This window comes from Salinivibrio costicola subsp. alcaliphilus (assembly GCF_001996185.1).
GTDB lineage: Bacteria > Pseudomonadota > Gammaproteobacteria > Enterobacterales > Vibrionaceae > Salinivibrio > Salinivibrio costicola.
Map to the genome: position 1 here is coordinate 1 of NZ_MUFR01000051.1, position 15,661 is coordinate 15,661.

General features: G+C 47.9%; 31 protein-coding genes. All 31 read right to left on the reverse strand.

All coding sequences use genetic code 11. The features are described 5' to 3' along the window. Positions 1 to 539 precede the first annotated feature (539 nt). Positions 540 to 926 carry a 50S ribosomal protein L17 gene (gene rplQ, locus BZJ21_RS13695; RefSeq protein ID WP_021024489.1) on the reverse strand — a complete coding sequence of 129 codons (387 nt, stop codon included), beginning with the start codon at positions 924 to 926 and terminating at the stop codon, positions 540 to 542. A 35-nt stretch (positions 927 to 961) separates the two neighbouring features. Continuing rightward, the gene (locus BZJ21_RS13700; RefSeq protein WP_077461926.1) at positions 962 to 1,951 is read right to left on the reverse strand and encodes a DNA-directed RNA polymerase subunit alpha; all 990 of its coding nucleotides are present in this window, start codon (positions 1,949 to 1,951) and stop codon (positions 962 to 964) included. A 23-nt stretch (positions 1,952 to 1,974) separates the two neighbouring features. Continuing rightward, positions 1,975 to 2,595: a 30S ribosomal protein S4 gene (rpsD, locus tag BZJ21_RS13705; RefSeq protein WP_021024487.1), complete on the reverse strand. Its 621-nt coding sequence runs from the start codon at positions 2,593 to 2,595 to the stop codon at positions 1,975 to 1,977. A 40-nt stretch (positions 2,596 to 2,635) separates the two neighbouring features. Continuing rightward, positions 2,636 to 3,025 (reverse strand): 30S ribosomal protein S11, encoded by a 390-nt coding sequence (gene rpsK / locus BZJ21_RS13710; RefSeq protein WP_021024486.1) that lies wholly within the window; start codon positions 3,023 to 3,025, stop codon positions 2,636 to 2,638. A gap of 18 nt (positions 3,026 to 3,043) precedes the next feature. Beyond that, positions 3,044 to 3,400 (reverse strand): 30S ribosomal protein S13, encoded by a 357-nt coding sequence (gene rpsM / locus BZJ21_RS13715; protein ID WP_021024485.1) that lies wholly within the window; start codon positions 3,398 to 3,400, stop codon positions 3,044 to 3,046. Between the two features lie 146 nt (positions 3,401 to 3,546). Further along, positions 3,547 to 3,660, reverse strand: a complete 114-nt coding sequence (rpmJ, locus tag BZJ21_RS13720; protein ID WP_021024484.1) for a 50S ribosomal protein L36 — start codon at positions 3,658 to 3,660, stop codon at positions 3,547 to 3,549. A 27-nt stretch (positions 3,661 to 3,687) separates the two neighbouring features. Continuing rightward, positions 3,688 to 5,013: a preprotein translocase subunit SecY gene (secY, locus tag BZJ21_RS13725; RefSeq protein WP_025674307.1), complete on the reverse strand. Its 1,326-nt coding sequence runs from the start codon at positions 5,011 to 5,013 to the stop codon at positions 3,688 to 3,690. Positions 5,014 to 5,035: 22 nt separating this feature from the next. After that, positions 5,036 to 5,470, reverse strand: coding sequence for a 50S ribosomal protein L15 (gene rplO / locus BZJ21_RS13730; protein ID WP_021024482.1), 435 nt, complete (start codon positions 5,468 to 5,470; stop codon positions 5,036 to 5,038). Between the two features lie 4 nt (positions 5,471 to 5,474). After that, positions 5,475 to 5,654, reverse strand: coding sequence for a 50S ribosomal protein L30 (gene rpmD, locus BZJ21_RS13735; protein ID WP_021024481.1), 180 nt, complete (start codon positions 5,652 to 5,654; stop codon positions 5,475 to 5,477). Between the two features lie 5 nt (positions 5,655 to 5,659). After that, entirely contained in the window at positions 5,660 to 6,157 is a 498-nt protein-coding gene (gene rpsE, locus BZJ21_RS13740) for a 30S ribosomal protein S5 (RefSeq protein ID WP_021024480.1), read from the reverse strand. A 12-nt stretch (positions 6,158 to 6,169) separates the two neighbouring features. Next, positions 6,170 to 6,523, reverse strand: a complete 354-nt coding sequence (rplR, locus tag BZJ21_RS13745) for a 50S ribosomal protein L18 (protein WP_021024479.1) — start codon at positions 6,521 to 6,523, stop codon at positions 6,170 to 6,172. Positions 6,524 to 6,532: 9 nt separating this feature from the next. Beyond that, complete coding sequence (gene rplF, locus BZJ21_RS13750; protein ID WP_021024478.1) at positions 6,533 to 7,066, reverse strand: 50S ribosomal protein L6; 534 nt, start codon at positions 7,064 to 7,066, stop codon at positions 6,533 to 6,535. A gap of 13 nt (positions 7,067 to 7,079) precedes the next feature. Next, the gene (rpsH, locus tag BZJ21_RS13755) at positions 7,080 to 7,472 is read right to left on the reverse strand and encodes a 30S ribosomal protein S8 (RefSeq protein ID WP_021024477.1); all 393 of its coding nucleotides are present in this window, start codon (positions 7,470 to 7,472) and stop codon (positions 7,080 to 7,082) included. A 23-nt stretch (positions 7,473 to 7,495) separates the two neighbouring features. Then, positions 7,496 to 7,801, reverse strand: a complete 306-nt coding sequence (gene rpsN / locus BZJ21_RS13760) for a 30S ribosomal protein S14 (protein WP_021024476.1) — start codon at positions 7,799 to 7,801, stop codon at positions 7,496 to 7,498. 17 nt (positions 7,802 to 7,818) lie between these two features. Next, entirely contained in the window at positions 7,819 to 8,358 is a 540-nt protein-coding gene (rplE, locus tag BZJ21_RS13765) for a 50S ribosomal protein L5 (RefSeq protein WP_021024475.1), read from the reverse strand. 15 nt (positions 8,359 to 8,373) lie between these two features. Continuing rightward, on the reverse strand, positions 8,374 to 8,688 hold the full coding sequence (gene rplX, locus BZJ21_RS13770; protein WP_021024474.1) for a 50S ribosomal protein L24: 315 nt from the start codon (positions 8,686 to 8,688) through the stop codon (positions 8,374 to 8,376). A gap of 11 nt (positions 8,689 to 8,699) precedes the next feature. Continuing rightward, a complete protein-coding gene (gene rplN, locus BZJ21_RS13775) occupies positions 8,700 to 9,071 on the reverse strand; it encodes a 50S ribosomal protein L14 (RefSeq protein ID WP_021024473.1) in 372 nt (123 codons plus the stop codon). Positions 9,072 to 9,231: 160 nt separating this feature from the next. Beyond that, positions 9,232 to 9,486: a 30S ribosomal protein S17 gene (rpsQ, locus tag BZJ21_RS13780; protein WP_021024472.1), complete on the reverse strand. Its 255-nt coding sequence runs from the start codon at positions 9,484 to 9,486 to the stop codon at positions 9,232 to 9,234. Then, a complete protein-coding gene (gene rpmC / locus BZJ21_RS13785; protein ID WP_021024471.1) occupies positions 9,486 to 9,677 on the reverse strand; it encodes a 50S ribosomal protein L29 in 192 nt (63 codons plus the stop codon). Before rpmC ends, rpsQ begins: the two co-directional genes overlap by 1 nt. Further along, on the reverse strand, positions 9,677 to 10,087 hold the full coding sequence (gene rplP, locus BZJ21_RS13790; protein ID WP_021024470.1) for a 50S ribosomal protein L16: 411 nt from the start codon (positions 10,085 to 10,087) through the stop codon (positions 9,677 to 9,679). Before rplP ends, rpmC begins: the two co-directional genes overlap by 1 nt. 11 nt (positions 10,088 to 10,098) lie before the next feature. Next, the gene (gene rpsC / locus BZJ21_RS13795) at positions 10,099 to 10,788 is read right to left on the reverse strand and encodes a 30S ribosomal protein S3 (protein WP_021024469.1); all 690 of its coding nucleotides are present in this window, start codon (positions 10,786 to 10,788) and stop codon (positions 10,099 to 10,101) included. Positions 10,789 to 10,807: 19 nt separating this feature from the next. Next, on the reverse strand, positions 10,808 to 11,140 hold the full coding sequence (gene rplV / locus BZJ21_RS13800) for a 50S ribosomal protein L22 (protein WP_021024468.1): 333 nt from the start codon (positions 11,138 to 11,140) through the stop codon (positions 10,808 to 10,810). A gap of 10 nt (positions 11,141 to 11,150) precedes the next feature. After that, positions 11,151 to 11,429, reverse strand: coding sequence for a 30S ribosomal protein S19 (gene rpsS / locus BZJ21_RS13805; RefSeq protein ID WP_021024467.1), 279 nt, complete (start codon positions 11,427 to 11,429; stop codon positions 11,151 to 11,153). A 20-nt stretch (positions 11,430 to 11,449) separates the two neighbouring features. After that, the gene (gene rplB / locus BZJ21_RS13810) at positions 11,450 to 12,274 is read right to left on the reverse strand and encodes a 50S ribosomal protein L2 (RefSeq protein ID WP_021024466.1); all 825 of its coding nucleotides are present in this window, start codon (positions 12,272 to 12,274) and stop codon (positions 11,450 to 11,452) included. Positions 12,275 to 12,293: 19 nt separating this feature from the next. After that, a complete protein-coding gene (gene rplW, locus BZJ21_RS13815; RefSeq protein WP_021024465.1) occupies positions 12,294 to 12,596 on the reverse strand; it encodes a 50S ribosomal protein L23 in 303 nt (100 codons plus the stop codon). Next, positions 12,593 to 13,195, reverse strand: a complete 603-nt coding sequence (rplD, locus tag BZJ21_RS13820; RefSeq protein WP_021024464.1) for a 50S ribosomal protein L4 — start codon at positions 13,193 to 13,195, stop codon at positions 12,593 to 12,595. The genes rplW and rplD overlap by 4 nt, the downstream gene beginning before the upstream one ends. Positions 13,196 to 13,211: 16 nt before the next feature. Next, complete coding sequence (gene rplC / locus BZJ21_RS13825) at positions 13,212 to 13,841, reverse strand: 50S ribosomal protein L3 (RefSeq protein WP_021024463.1); 630 nt, start codon at positions 13,839 to 13,841, stop codon at positions 13,212 to 13,214. Positions 13,842 to 13,854: 13 nt separating this feature from the next. Further along, entirely contained in the window at positions 13,855 to 14,166 is a 312-nt protein-coding gene (gene rpsJ / locus BZJ21_RS13830) for a 30S ribosomal protein S10 (protein ID WP_002541412.1), read from the reverse strand. A 355-nt stretch (positions 14,167 to 14,521) separates the two neighbouring features. Then, positions 14,522 to 15,010, reverse strand: coding sequence for a bacterioferritin (bfr, locus tag BZJ21_RS13835; RefSeq protein WP_021024462.1), 489 nt, complete (start codon positions 15,008 to 15,010; stop codon positions 14,522 to 14,524). A gap of 74 nt (positions 15,011 to 15,084) precedes the next feature. Next, positions 15,085 to 15,276, reverse strand: a complete 192-nt coding sequence (bfd, locus tag BZJ21_RS13840; RefSeq protein ID WP_021024461.1) for a bacterioferritin-associated ferredoxin — start codon at positions 15,274 to 15,276, stop codon at positions 15,085 to 15,087. A 183-nt stretch (positions 15,277 to 15,459) separates the two neighbouring features. Continuing rightward, positions 15,460 to 15,661: EF-Tu C-terminal domain-related protein (locus BZJ21_RS13845; RefSeq protein WP_077659796.1), on the reverse strand; the 202-nt coding region annotated here is incomplete at its 5' end.

Genomic DNA, 15,661 nt, shown 5'->3' on the forward strand with positions numbered 1-15,661 from the left:
TCACTCAGTTCATCGAATAAATCTTTTTGTCTATTCTCAACGAGTGCCCACACAGATTGCATAGGTCAAATTGTTAAAGAGCGTTGACTGTGCGAAGCTTCGCTTGGTCAGGGCTGCGTATCTTACGCGCCTTGCCGTTAAAGTCAAGAAGAAATTCTATCTTTTATTTTCAACCCTCAGGGCCTGAAATAAAATCTCTTTTTGACTTCCCTAACGCGTTGTCTCCGCGTTAAGTAGGGCTGCATTCTAGAGAAAACGTGACAACCGTCAACAATAAATTTCATTTTCTTTTTTGTTTGTTCAAAATTAAACCTTGTTGCTGACTTTAGCCCCACATTGGGCGTATTTCGTTCAAAACTGTCTGGCTATTCTTAACACCGACGAGATCTATTAGCGCGATGAGAGTGACGAAAAGCGTCACCAATAATATTTTTACTCATTGATGCTATATCGCGGCTTACGTCAAAAAGATAAGTTTAGATAAAGAAAAAGCCAGGCATAAGCCTGGCTTTTCTAAATACACTACAAAAATAAATAACTTATTCTGCAGCTTCCTCAGCGTCTTGCTCTGGGCGATCTACGAGCTCGATGTAAGCCATAGGGGCTTTATCACCTGAGCGAACACCGCATTTCAAAATGCGAGTGTAACCGCCTGCACGTGAAGCAAAACGTGGGCCGAGTTCATTAAACAGTTTCGCTACTACTTCGTCGTTACGAGTGCGAGCGAACGCTACACGACGGTTAGCAACACTGTCGTTCTTAGCTAAGGTAATCAACGGTTCAATAACGCGACGCAGCTCTTTTGCCTTAGGCAAAGTTGTTTTGATAACTTCGTGAGTTACCAGCGAGCTAGCCATGTTGCTGAACATCGCTTTACGATGGCTGCTGTTGCGATTGAGTTGACGACCACTCTTACGATGGCGCATGACCTAATCCTTCTAACTAAATAATCAGTAACTGATTAATCTTCAGCGATTGATGCTGGCGGCCAGTTTTCTAGGCGCATGCCTAGAGATAGACCACGTGATGCCAGCACGTCTTTAATCTCTGTCAAAGACTTCTTACCAAGGTTTGGTGTTTTAAGAAGCTCAACCTCAGTACGCTGTACCAGATCACCGATATAGTGAATCGCTTCTGCTTTCAAACAGTTTGCAGAGCGAACAGTTAGTTCAAGATCGTCTACAGGACGCAGTAGGATCGGATCGAACTCTGGCTTCTCTTCTTTCTCCTCAGGGACACGCACGTCGCGTAAATCAACAAACGCATCCAACTGTTCAGCTAGGATGGTTGCCGCACGGCGAATCGCTTCCTCAGGATCCAGTGTACCGTTAGTTTCCATATCGATGACTAACTTATCAAGGTCGGTACGCTGTTCAACACGTGCTGCTTCAACATTGTAAGCAATACGATCTACTGGGCTAAACGTTGCATCGACAAGTAGGCGACCAATGGGACGCTCGTCGTCTTCGCTATCGATACGCGCAGACGCTGGTACATAGCCACGACCACGTTCTACCTTGATACGCATGCTAATTTCCGCGTTTGCATCAGTCAGGTGGCAGATAACGTGTTCTGGGTTCGCAATCTCAACACCACCATCATGGGTGATGTCGCCTGCAACAACAGGGCCTGCACCAGACTTGGTCAGAGTAAGGATAACTTCATCTTTACCCTCAACCTTAACGGCTAGGCCTTTAAGGTTAAGTAGGATTTCCAGGATGTCTTCCTGAACCCCTTCTTTGGTGCTGTACTCGTGCAATACGCCGTCAATTTCAACTTCCGTCACCGCACAGCCTGGCATAGATGAAAGTAGGATACGACGTAGCGCATTCCCCAGAGTATGGCCAAAGCCACGCTCTAGAGGTTCAAGAGTTACTTTTGCGTGCGTCGAGCTAACTTGTTCAATATCAACCAGACGCGGCTTAAGAAATTCTGTTACAGAACCCTGCATTATGTCCTCTCTTTAGTTCAGCTTTACTTAGAGTAAAGCTCGACGATCAGGTGTTCGTTGATGTCAGCAGACAAATCAGAACGCTCTGGTAGGCGTTTGAATGTGCCTTCCATCTTCTTGCTGTCTACTTCGATCCAAGTTGGCAGTTCGCGCTGTGCCGCAACTTCTAGAGCTGCTTTAATGCGCGCCTGGTTCTTCGCCTTCTCGCGAATGCTAACCACGTCGTTTGCCGAAACCTTGAAAGAAGGTACGTTAACAACTTTGCCGTTAACTAGGATCGCTTTGTGGCTTACCAGCTGACGTGATTCGGCGCGAGTGGCACCAAAGCCCATGCGGTAAACTACGTTATCTAGACGACCTTCAAGAAGCTGAAGCAGGTTTTCACCTGTATTGCCCTTGATGCGGGCAGCGTCTTTATAGTAGTTACGGAACTGCTTTTCCATTACGCCGTACATACGACGAACTTTTTGCTTCTCACGAAGCTGAACGCCATAGTCAGACAAACGGCCGCGACGCTGACCGTGAACGCCTGGGACGTTATCGATTTTACACTTGGTATCAATCGCGCGTACGCCTGACTTAAGGAACAAGTCAGTACCTTCGCGACGGCTAAGCTTCAGCTTAGGACCCAAATATCTTGCCATGATCTTTCTCCAATATTCTAAGAAACAGCGCTAGTGCGTATTAAACGCGGCGTTTCTTAGGTGGACGACAACCGTTATGCGGGATTGGCGTCGCATCGACAATGTTAGTGATGCGGAAGCCCGCAGCGTTCAGGGCACGAATAGTAGACTCGCGGCCTGGACCTGGACCTTTAACCATCACTTCGAGGTTTTTCAGGCCGTACTCTTTAGCCATTTCACCACAACGCTCAGCAGCAACCTGCGCAGCGTATGGAGTTGACTTACGAGAGCCACGGAAGCCTGAACCACCGGCAGTTGCCCATGCTAGAGCATTGCCTTGACGGTCAGAAATCGTCACGATTGTGTTATTGAAAGACGCATGAATGTGCGCAACGCCATCAGCGACTTGCTTGCGTACGCGTTTGCGTGCACGAGTTGCTTGTTTAGCCATAGTACTCACCTACCCCGATTATTTCTTGATCGGTTTGCGCGGACCCTTACGGGTACGAGCGTTGGTCTTCGTACGCTGGCCACGAAGTGGCAAGCTGCGACGATGACGCAAACCGCGGTAACAACCAAGGTCCATAAGACGCTTGATGTTCATGGAAATTTCACGACGTAGATCGCCTTCTACGGTGTATTTAGCCACACCGTCACGCAATTGGTCGATCTGTTCTTCTGATAGTTCACTGATCTTAGTGCTTTCAGCAATACCGACATCAGCTAGAATAGCTTGAGAGGTGGTTTTGCCGACACCGTAAATCGCAGTCAATGCGATTACAGCGTGCTTTTGATCAGGAATGTTAATGCCTGCTATACGGGCCACTATTCACTCCTAGTACTTTTCAAGTAGAACCGCTGCAGAGCCCGTCGAGGATACGCAGCGGCATAGCCACTTCTTTTGCACATACAAAAGGTGGGCTGGCTAATGTAGCCAGCCTGACCTCATTTTGCAAGAAAAATATTCTGCTATTAGCCTTGGCGTTGCTTGTGCTTTGGCTCACTGCAGATCACACGAACGGTACCGTTACGTTTGATCACTTTACAGTTACGGCAGATTTTCTTAACGGAAGCACGAACTTTCATTGCTAAACTCCGTAAATAGACAACCTATTAGCGGCCGTAGCCTTTTAGGTTGGCTTTTTTCAACACGGACTCATATTGTTGAGACATCAAATGAGTCTGAACTTGAGCCATAAAGTCCATGATTACGACTACTACGATAAGTAGTGATGTACCACCAAAGTAAAAGTGGACATCCCACGCAATCATCATGAACTCGGGGATCAGACAGATAAAGGTAATATACATGGCGCCCGCTAGGGTCAAACGTGTCATTACTTTATCAATGTATCTAGCAGTCTGCTCACCCGGGCGAATACCAGGTACGAACGCCCCTGACTTCTTCAAGTTATCTGCAGTTTCTCGCGGGTTAAATACCAACGCCGTATAGAAAAAGCAGAAGAAGATAATCGCTGCCGCATAAAGTATCACATACGCTGGTTGTCCCGGACTCAGTGCCAAAGACACATCGGTCAGCCAGCTTGTCTGATCACCCTTACCAAACCAGTTAGCAAGCGTGCCAGGGAACAGAATAATACTTGATGCAAAAATCGCAGGAATAACGCCTGCCATGTTGATCTTAAGAGGCAGATGCGTGCTTTGCGCTGCAAAAACACGACGACCTTGTTGCCGCTTAGCGTAGTTAACAACGATACGACGTTGACCACGCTCCATGAAGACCACAAAGTAGACGACAGCCAATACGATAACTGCGATACCTAGCAAGAGAAGCGGAGACATGTCGCCTTGACGCGCTTGCTCTATTGTCTGTCCAATTGCGGGTGGCAGACCCGCGACGATCCCGGTGAAAATAATCAACGAAATACCGTTACCAATGCCGCGCTCGGTAATTTGTTCACCTAACCACATCAAAAACATGGTACCGGTCACCAAACTAACTACCGCGGTAAAGTAAAACGCAGGACCTGGATTAATCACCAGACCCGGCATCATACTTGGTAACCCGGTCGCGATTCCAATTGCTTGGAACGTTGCCAACACCAACGTGCCGTAGCGAGTGTACTGGTTTATCTTACGACGACCAGACTCACCCTCTTTTTTCAATTCCGCTAATGCGGGATGAACGACTGACAATAACTGAACAATAATCGACGCCGAAATATACGGCATAATGCCCAGTGCCAGTATCGAGGCACGCTCAAGGGCACCACCAGAGAACATGTTAACCAAGTCAATGATGGTCCCTTGTTGCTGTTCGAACAGATCGGCAAGTACAGCAGCGTCAATACCAGGAATGGGCACAAAAGAGCCGGCACGGAATACCAATAATGCCATTGCTACAAAAAGTAGGCGACTTTTCAGCTCCGCAACTCCGCCTTTTGCACTACTGAAGTTTTGTCCTGGTTGTTTTGCCATCTGTACCTCGTCCTCGAGCTAATTATTCCTCGATTTTACCGCCTGCAGCTTCGATTGCCGCTTTAGCGCCTTTAGTGACACGAACACCTTTAACGGTTACTGCACGAGCGATTTCGCCAGACAGTACGATTTTCGCCGTACGAGTGTCTTGTGCAACAACGTTTGCCGCTTTTAGCGACTCAAGGCTTACGACGTCACCATCAACTTTAGCCAGCTCGCCTAAACGAACCTCAGCTGAAGTCAGGCCTTTACGCGAAGTAAAACCGAATTTTGGCAGACGCTGTTTCAAAGGCATTTGACCGCCTTCGAAACCTGGGCGTACTGAACCACCTGAACGTGATTTCTGACCTTTGTGACCACGGCCACCGGTTTTACCCAGGCCTGAACCAATACCACGGCCTACACGCTTCGCAGAAGGCTTTGAGCCTGCAGCCGGAGATAGAGTATTCAAACGCATGTGATTACTCCTCCACTTTAACCATGTAGTTGACTTTGTTGATCATACCGCGAATACACGGTGTATCTTCAAGTTCAACAGTGTGGTTGATGCGACGTAGGCCCAAGCCACGCAGGGTCGCTTTGTGTTTCGGCAAACGGCCGATAACGCTACGAGTCTGAGTTACTTTAATTGTCTTAGCCATGTCGATTACCCCAGAATTTCGTTAACAGGCATGCCACGTTTAGCAGCTACCATTTCTGGAGACTTCGTACCACCCAGGCCATCGATCGTTGCACGAACGATGTTGATTGGGTTGGTAGAACCGTATGCTTTCGCCAGAACGTTTTGGACGCCTGCTACTTCAAGCACGGCACGCATCGCACCACCTGCGATGATACCTGTACCATCTGATGCTGGCTGCATATACACTTTAGAACCAGTGTGGCGGCCTTTTACAGCATGGTGCAGGGTACCGTCGTTCAGCGCGATAGTAATCATGTTACGACGCGCCTTTTCCATTGATTTCTGGATCGCTGCTGGTACTTCACGGGCTTTACCGTAACCGAAACCAACGCGACCGTTACCATCACCTACCACTGTTAGTGCGGTGAAGGTAAAGATGCGACCACCTTTAACCGTCTTAGATACACGGTTTACAGCGATCAGCTTCTCATGCAAATCACTTTGTTGTTTATCGTTAGCCATCTTCCACCTACCTTAGAATTTCAGACCAGCTTCACGGGCAGCATCTGCCAGTGCAGCCACACGGCCGTGGTATTGGAAACCGGAACGGTCAAAAGCAACAGCTTCGATGCCTTTTTCCTTCGCTCGCTCAGCAATGATCTTACCCACGGCTGCAGCGGCGTCTTTGTTCCCGGTGCTCTTAACTTGTTCACGGATCGCTTTTTCTACGGTAGAAGCGGCGGCGATAACTTCCGCGCCATTACCAGCGATAACCTGTGCGTACACATGACGTGGAGTACGGTGTACCACCAGGCGAGTCGCACCCATTTCCGCGATCTTGCGTCGTGCTTTGGTCGCACGACGGATACGAGATGCTTTCTTATCCATAGTGTTACCTTACTTCTTCTTAGCTTCTTTAGTACGCACAGCTTCGTCAGCGTAACGAACACCTTTACCTTTGTAAGGCTCTGGCTTGCGGTATGCGCGGATTTCAGCAGCAACCTGGCCAACTGCTTGTTTATCAGCACCGCTGATAACAATTTCAGTTTGGCTTGGGCACTCTGCTTTTACACCCTCAGGCAGAACGTGTTCTACCGGGTGAGAGAAACCAAGTGTCAGGTTAAGTTTGTTACCGGCAATGTTTGCACGATAACCAACACCTTTCAGGATCAGTTTCTTGGTAAAGCCTTCTGTTACACCAACAACCATGCTGTTGACCAGTGCGCGCGCTGTACCAGCATGAGCCCATGCTTTAGCGTGTTCCACACTTGGTGCGAAGGTAATGGTGTTTTCTTCTTGGTTTACTGCCACCATATCGTGAAGCGTGCGGCTAAGTTCGCCTTTGCTTCCTTTTACAGTGATGTCCTGACCGTCAAGTTTCACCTCTACGCCGGCAGGAACTACGACAGGTGCTTTTGCAACACGAGACATTTCCTACTCCTTATTACGCTACGTAGCAGATGATTTCACCGCCCAGACCCGCTTTGCGAGCTGCGCGATCGGTCATCAAACCTTTCGAAGTTGATACAACCGCAATACCAAGGCCACCCATCACTGAAGGCAACTCATCTTTCTTTTTGTAGATGCGCAGGCCCGGACGGCTAACTCGTTGGATTTGCTCGATAACTGGTTTAGATTCGAAGTATTTCAACGTCACTTCCAGTTCAGGCTTGTCGTCGCTATTTACTGCGACATCAGCCACGTAACCTTCTGCTTTTAGTAGCTCAGCAATTGCCACCTTTAGCTTTGACGAAGGCATTTTAACAGCAACTTTCTTTGCTGTCTGACCGTTGCGTAAGCGGGTCAGCATATCCGAAATCGGATCTTGCATGCTCATAAGTCTTTACTCCCGTGATTCAATTACCAGCTTGCCTTACGCAGACCCGGAATCTCGCCTTTCATGCAAGCTTCACGAACCTTGATTCGGCTTAGGCCGAATTTGCGTAGGTAGCCATGTGGACGACCAGTCTGGTTGCAGCGGTTACGCTGACGAGACTTCGCAGAATCACGCGGTAGCGACTGAAGCTTCAGGACTGCGTCCCAACGCTCTTCGTCTGACGTGTTGACACTTTTAATGGTCGCACGCAGGTTGGCACGCTTTTCAGCGTAGCGCGCTGCGAGCTTCGCACGTTTTACATCACGTGCTTTCATCGATTTTTTAGCCATAACAGTAACCCTTCACCTTACTTACGGAATGGGAAGTTAAAGGCAGCCAGCAGAGCTCGACCTTCCTCATCTGTACCTGCAGTAGTAGTGATAGTAATATCAAGACCACGGATACGATCGACTTTGTCATAGTCAATCTCAGGGAAGATGATTTGCTCGCGAACGCCCATGCTGTAGTTACCACGACCATCGAACGCTTTCGGGTTCAGGCCACGGAAATCACGGATACGAGGAACTGCGATCGCGATTAAGCGCTCGAAGAAGTCCCACATACGCTCGCCACGTAGGGTTACTTTACAACCAATTGGGTAGCCCTCACGGATCTTGAAGCCTGCGACTGACTTACGTGCTTTAGTGATGAGCGGCTTTTGACCAGAAATCGCGGTCATATCAGCAGCTGCATTTTCAAGCAGTTTTTTGTCGTTCAGAGCTTCGCCCACACCCATGTTAAGGGTGATCTTCTCGATCCCTGGGACTTGCATGATGCTTTTGTAACCAAATTGCTTAGATAGCTCAGCTACAACTGTCTCTTTGTAGTAATCATGCAGTTTCGCCATTGTACTACTCCAGAATTACTTAATAGTTTCGCCATTCGACTTGAAAAAACGCACTTTTTTGCCGTCTTCAAATCGGAAGCCTACACGGTCACCTTTACCAGCTGCTGCGTTAAAGATAGCCACGTTAGAAACATCAATAGCGGCTTCTTGTTCAACAATGCCACCTTGAGTGCCCAGAGCCGGAACCGGCTTCTGGTGCTTCTTCACGAGGTTAATACCTTCAACGATAACTTTACCGGTTGGTAGAACCTTAGATACTTTACCTTTCTTGCCTTTATCTTTACCGGCAAGAACGATAACTTCGTCGTTACGACGGATTTTAGCTGCCATGAGATCGCTCCTTACAGAACTTCAGGCGCCAGAGACACAATTTTCATAAACTTCTCGTTACGAAGTTCACGTGTCACAGGGCCAAAGATACGTGTGCCGACTAGTTGCTCGTTCGTGTTGTTCAACAACACGCAAGCATTGCGGTCGAAGCGAATGACAGAGCCGTCTGGACGACGTACGCCTTTACGGGTGCGAACTACCACCGCCTTAAGCACATCACCTTTTTTCACTTTACCGCGAGGAATTGAATCCTTAACGGTAACTTTGATGATGTCGCCAACGTGGGCGTAACGACGGTGAGAGCCACCCAGAACCTTAATACACATTACACTGCGAGCGCCGGAGTTGTCGGCTGCGTCCAGCATACTTTGCATTTGGATCATTGTTAGTGCTCCGCTGTTATTACATCTAGACCCATCTCGGGTCGGGCTGCCTTTTTACAAGGGCGGCGAATAATAACACTATTTTGACCAGATGGGTAGATAAAAAATAAACGGCCCCCCGAATGAGAGCCGTTTGACTTATTATTGTCTGAAAAATCGCTTAGATGCGTGATTTTTCAACAACGCGAACCAATGTCCAAGACTTACGCTTAGAAATTGGACGACACTCACGAACCTCAACAGTATCACCTTGGTTACACTGGTTAGATTCATCGTGTACATGTAGCTTACTCGTGCGCTTGATGTACTTACCGTAGATTGGGTGTTTCACAAAACGCTCGATAGCAACGACGATAGTTTTATCGCCTTTGTCGCTGATGACGCGACCTTGCTGAGTGCGGATGTTCTCGCTCATTATGCGTTAGCCTTCTCAGTCAGTACGGTTTTTACACGTGCGATATCGCGACGAACAGCTTTCAGAGTGTGAGTTTGCTGAAGTTGGCCTGTAGCCGCTTGCATGCGCAGGTTAAACTGCTCACGTAGCAGACCCATAAGCTCTTCATTCAGCTGCTCAACAGTCTTTTCACGTAGTTCTTGTGCTTTCATCACATCACCGCCTTAGTTACGAAAGTGGTTTTGATCGGTAGCTTACGTGAAGCTAATTCAAACGCTTCGCGAGCCAGTGATTCAGGAACACCATCCATTTCGTACAGGACTTTGCCTGGTTGGATTTGGGCAACCCAGTAATCAACTGAACCTTTACCCTTACCCATACGAACTTCCAACGGCTTACCAGTAATTGGTTTGTCGGGGAAGACACGAATCCAGATTTGGCCTTGACGTTTAATGTGACGAGTCATCGCACGACGAGCCGCCTCAATTTGACGCGCAGTGATACGACCGCGACCAACAGCTTTTAGGCCATAGGTACCGAAGCTTACGTCAGTACCGTGCGCCAGACCGCGGTTACGACCTTTAAAAGTCTTGCGGAACTTAGTACGTTTTGGTTGAAGCATCGATAGACTCCTTACTTACGGCCTTTACGCTGCTTCTTCGGCTTGTCAGCCTTTTGCTCTACTTCAGCCATTCCACCTAGGACTTCGCCTTTGAAGATCCAGGTTTTAATGCCGATAACACCGTACTGGGTGTGAGCAGAAGAAGTTGCGTAATCAATGTCAGCACGAAGCGTGTGCAATGGCACACGTCCTTCACGGTACCACTCGGTACGAGCGATTTCAGCGCCGCCAAGACGACCGCTTACTTCCACTTTGATACCTTTGGCACCTAGGCGCATAGCGTTTTGTACGGCGCGCTTCATGGCACGACGGAACATAACACGACGCTCTAGCTGTGATGCGATGCTGTCGCCAACAAGTTGCGCATCTAGCTCAGGTTTACGTACTTCAGCGATATTAATTTGCGCTGGTACACCGGCCAGTTTTGCAACGTGAGCGCGCAGTTTCTCAACATCTTCACCTTTTTTACCAATCACCACACCAGGGCGCGCAGTGTGAATAGTCACACGAACACTCTTAGCTGGACGCTCGATAACGATGCGAGATACTGACGCTTTTTTCAGTTCACTAGTTAGGAACTGACGTACCTTAAAGTCGCCGTCTAGGTTGTCAGCGAAATCTTGGTTATTAGCAAACCAAGTGGAATTCCAAGGCTTTACAATGCCCAGACGAATACCATTAGGATGTACTTTTTGACCCATTGCTTTATCTCCTCGTCTCTTAGCGGTCTGCTACAACAACAGTGATGTGGCTAGAACGCTTCAAGATGCGATCGGCACGGCCTTTTGCACGAGGCATAATACGCTTCATGATTGGGCCTTCATCAACGAAGACTTTGGCGACGCTTAAATCGTCGATATCCGCACCTTCGTTATGCTCGGCGTTTGCAATAGCAGATTCCAACACTTTCTTAACCAAGTCAGCAGCTTTTTTGTCGCTGAAAGTCAGTAGTTCCAGTGCCTGTGCTACGTCTTTACCGCGCACCTGATCCGCAACCAAACGTGCTTTTTGAGGCGAGATACGAGCAAAGCGATGTTTAGCAATAGCTTCCATTTCTTACCCCTTAACGCTTCTTAGCTTTCTTATCAGCAGCGTGGCCGCGATAAGTACGTGTTGGTGCAAACTCGCCGAGCTTGTGACCGATCATTTCTTCAGAAACGAAAACGGGTACGTGCTGACGACCATTATGGACAGCGATGGTCAATCCGATCATCTGTGGGATGATCATTGAACGACGGGACCAAGTCTTTAAAGGCTTCTTGTCACCGCTTTCCACCGCTTTCTCTACCTTCTTCAGCAAGTGCAGGTCAATAAAAGGACCTTTCTTGAGAGAACGTGGCATGGCTTATCCTCTGATAATAATTACTTGTTACGACGACGTACAATGTACTTGTCGGTACGTTTGTTCTTACGGGTTTTGAAGCCTTTAGTTGGCATACCCCAAGGTGTTACTGGATGACGGCCACCTGAGGTACGACCTTCACCACCACCGTGTGGGTGATCAACCGGGTTCATTGCAACACCACGTACGCTTGGACGTGCGCCTTTCCAGCGCGCGGCACCGGCTTTACCCAGTTCGCGTAGCATGTGCTCTGAATTACCCACTTCACCAAGGGTCGCACGACCTTCAGCAAGAACCTTGCGCATTTCACCGCTGCGCAGGCGGAGTGTGACGTACGCGCCGTCACGAGCAACGATCTGTGCATAAGCACCCGCAGAACGAGCAAGCTGAGCACCTTTACCAGGTTTCAACTCGATGTTGTGGATAGTAGAACCCACTGGGATGTTACGCATTGGCAGGCTGTTACCTACCTTGATTGCTGCATCTGCACCAGATTGAATCTGATCACCGGCTTTTAGGCCTTTCGGTGCGATAATGTAACGACGTTCACCATCCGTATACAGTACAAGCGCAATGTTTGCACTACGGTTTGGATCATACTCAAGACGCTCAACTTTCGCTGGGATACCGTCTTTAGTACGTTTGAAGTCAATTACACGGTAATGATGCTTGTGACCACCACCGATGTGACGCACTGTGATTCGACCGTTGTTATTGCGACCGCCTGACTTAGAGTTTTTCTCTAGCAGTGGTGCATATGGTTTACCTTTATAAAGATCATGGTTAACCACTTTAACAAGGTGACGACGACCCGGTGAAGTCGGCTTACATTTCATAATAGCCATTTGCTTTTACTCCTCCGTCTTACTCAGCGCCGCCAACGAAGTCGATGTCCTGACCTTCTTTCAAGGCAACATACGCTTTTTTCCAGTCGCTACGACGGCCTTCACGCATACCTTGACGTTTGGTCTTACCCTTAACGAGAAGGGTACGAACAGACTTCACTTCAACTTCGAACAGTTTTTCAACTGCCGCTTTGATCTCTTTTTTCGTTGCTTCTTTAGCTACTTTAAACACAACAGTGTTGTTGTTTTCAGCGGCCATCGTCGCTTTTTCAGAGATGTGCGGAGCACGCAGAACTTTTAGGATACGCTCTTCAGTGATCATGCCAGCATCTCCTCAACTTGTTTAACTGCATCTGCAGTCATCACGACTTTGTCGAATGCGATCAAGCTAACTGGGTCGATGGTATCTGCATCGCGTACGTCAACCTTATACAGGTTACGTGCCGCAAGGAACAGGTTCTCATCAACTTCGGCAGTGACGATCAGAACGTCGCTTAGCTCAAGCTCTTTCAGCTTAGCGACAAGCTCTTTAGTTTTTGGTGCTTCAACAGAGAAGTTATCAACCACGATTAAACGCTCTTGACGAACTAGCTCTGATAGGATGCTCTTAAGAGCACCGCGGTACATCTTTTTGTTTACTTTCTGGCTATGGTCCTGAGGACGAGCTGCGAAAGTGACACCACCGCTGCGCCAAATTGGGCTGCGGATTGTACCTGCACGGGCGCGACCAGTACCCTTCTGACGCCATGGCTTAGCACCGCCACCAGATACGTCTGAACGAGTTTTCTGAGCGCGAGTACCTTGACGGGCACCAGCTGCGTATGCAACGACTACCTGGTGTACCAGGGATTCGTTGAATTCACGCCCGAAGGTAGTTTCGGAAACAGTTAGCGCGTCGGCGCCTTTGACTACCAATTCCATTACTATCTCCTCGACGTTACGCTTTAACGGCTGGTTTAACGATCACGTTGCCACCTGTCGCACCTGGGACTGCACCTTTAATAAGAAGCAGATTGCGCTCAGCGTCAACACGTACGATCTCTAGGTTTTGAGTCGTTACACGCTCAGCACCCATATGACCTGCCATTTTTTTGCCTTTGAATACGCGACCTGGAGTCTGACATTGACCGATAGAACCAGGAGCACGGTGAGACAAAGAGTTACCGTGGCTCATATCTTGAGTACGGAAGTTCCAACGCTTAACGCCGCCTTGGAAGCCCTTACCCTTCGACGTGCCAGTAACGTCTACTTTTTTGATTTCGTTAAACAGTTCTACGTTTAGCTCAGCGCCAACTTCGTACTGTTCATCATTTTCCAAACGGAATTCCCACAAACCGCGGCCTGCTTCAACACCTGCTTTCGCAAAGTGACCAGCTTGTGCCTTGTTTACACGGCTTGCTTTCTTCTCGCCTGTAGTGATTTGAATTGCTGCATACCCGTCAACTTCAGGTTTACGTACCTGAGCAACACGGTTTGCTTCAACTTCAACTACGGTAACCGGGATAGAAACGCCATCTTCGTTGAAGATACGAGTCATACCGACTTTACGACCGACTAGACCAATCATTATCTACTCCCCCTTAACCCAGGCTGATTTGAACATCAACGCCCGCAGCAAGGTCAAGACGCATCAAAGCGTCAACAGTTTTGTCTGTTGGCTCAACGATGTCGATCAGACGTTTGTGAGTACGAATTTCGTACTGGTCACGTGCGTCTTTGTTTACGTGCGGAGAAATAAGAACGGTGAAGCGCTCTTTACGAGTAGGCAAAGGAATAGGTCCCTTAACCTGTGCGCCAGTGCGCTTAGCGGTTTCAACGATTTCCGCTGTAGACTGATCGATCAAACGATGATCGAACGCCTTCAGGCGGATACGGATACGTTGGTTCTGCATGAGACAGAGCTCCAAATTCTAAAATATTTACACAAACAATATCGCCATTCCTTCTCACTAAGGCGAGGGAATGCCGATTAATTTATGTGAAACCGTAGTGCCAAAATTAGGCACATTGTCAGCCATTATTCTATGACTGCGAACATAAGCGGAGTATACATTAAACGAACAGTTTACTGTTCCATTCCTCGATGCTCATTGGTTCACAACTGCGTCGGAAGTCGCAATGACTTAAGCAGTGACGGGCATTATACCGATACGCAATGGCTTTGCAAGCGTTGGTCAAAAACACGCCATAAAAAAACGCGCCTCTCTGGCACGTTTTTCATCGTCAAGGCGGGATGACTGTTTTAACCTAACCTTTTTCGCTGGCATCTTCGATGATCTGAGCTTGATTATAGTTGGCGATGCCGACCTTATCAATTAAGCCAATCTGAGTCTCTAACCAATCGATATGCTCTTCTTCGTCATCAAGAATGTATTGAAACAGATCACGAGAGACAAAATCTCTGATGCTCTCTGTGTAAGCAATGGCCTCTTTTAAATCCTCATGGGCTTGCATTTCAATCGCCAAATCACATTCAAAGATTTCTTGCGTATCTTCGCCAATTCTCAGTTTGCCAAGATCTTGGAGGTTCGGGGTGCCCTCAAGAAATAATATTCTTTCAATCAGCTTGTCGGCATGCTTCATCTCATCGATCGACTCTTCATATTCTTTATCCGCGATGACTTTTAACCCCCAGTCTTTAAGCATGCGCGCATGAAGAAAGTACTGATTAATAGCAACAAGTTCATTGCCCAGTACCGTGTTGAGAAACGCTATAGATTTTGGATCGCCTTTCATGGCAATAGCCTCCTTATGGGTTCTACTTTACAAATGTAGAACCCATAAGGAGGCTGTCAAATATTGACCGCTTATTAGCTCGCTTTTTGCAATGTGATAAGCTGACTCTCGTTGTATATAACCTCTTTAGCGTGGCGCACACATTTACCACATTGAGATCCAAGAGGCGTCAGTTGACGAAGTTCGCGAATACTGGTGACGCCTTGCTGGCGCACCCAATGCTTAATGGTTTTATCTGATACGCTGTGACAAATACAAACTAACATCTCAGTCATCTCAAAAAATGAACTATAACGAGAATAGTTTGCATTGCGTTTAAGGTAAAGGTTTTTTATATAACGCTTGGTTATTGATGAAAGACTTATTTATATCTGTATCGGGCGATTAAAGAGGAAAAAAAAGGAGCGCAATGCGCTCCCTTCTATTGATAAGACTAGATGTCTATCAAATTAAGCGATGATGTTAGCAACAACACCGGCACCTACAGTACGGCCACCTTCACGGATAGCGAAGCGTAGACCTTCGTCCATCGCGATAGGTGCGATCAGCTCAACAACCATCTTGATGTTGTCACCAGGCATAACCATCTCAACGCCTTCTGGCAGTTCGATAGTACCGGTCACGTCAGTTGTACGGAAGTAGAACTGTGGA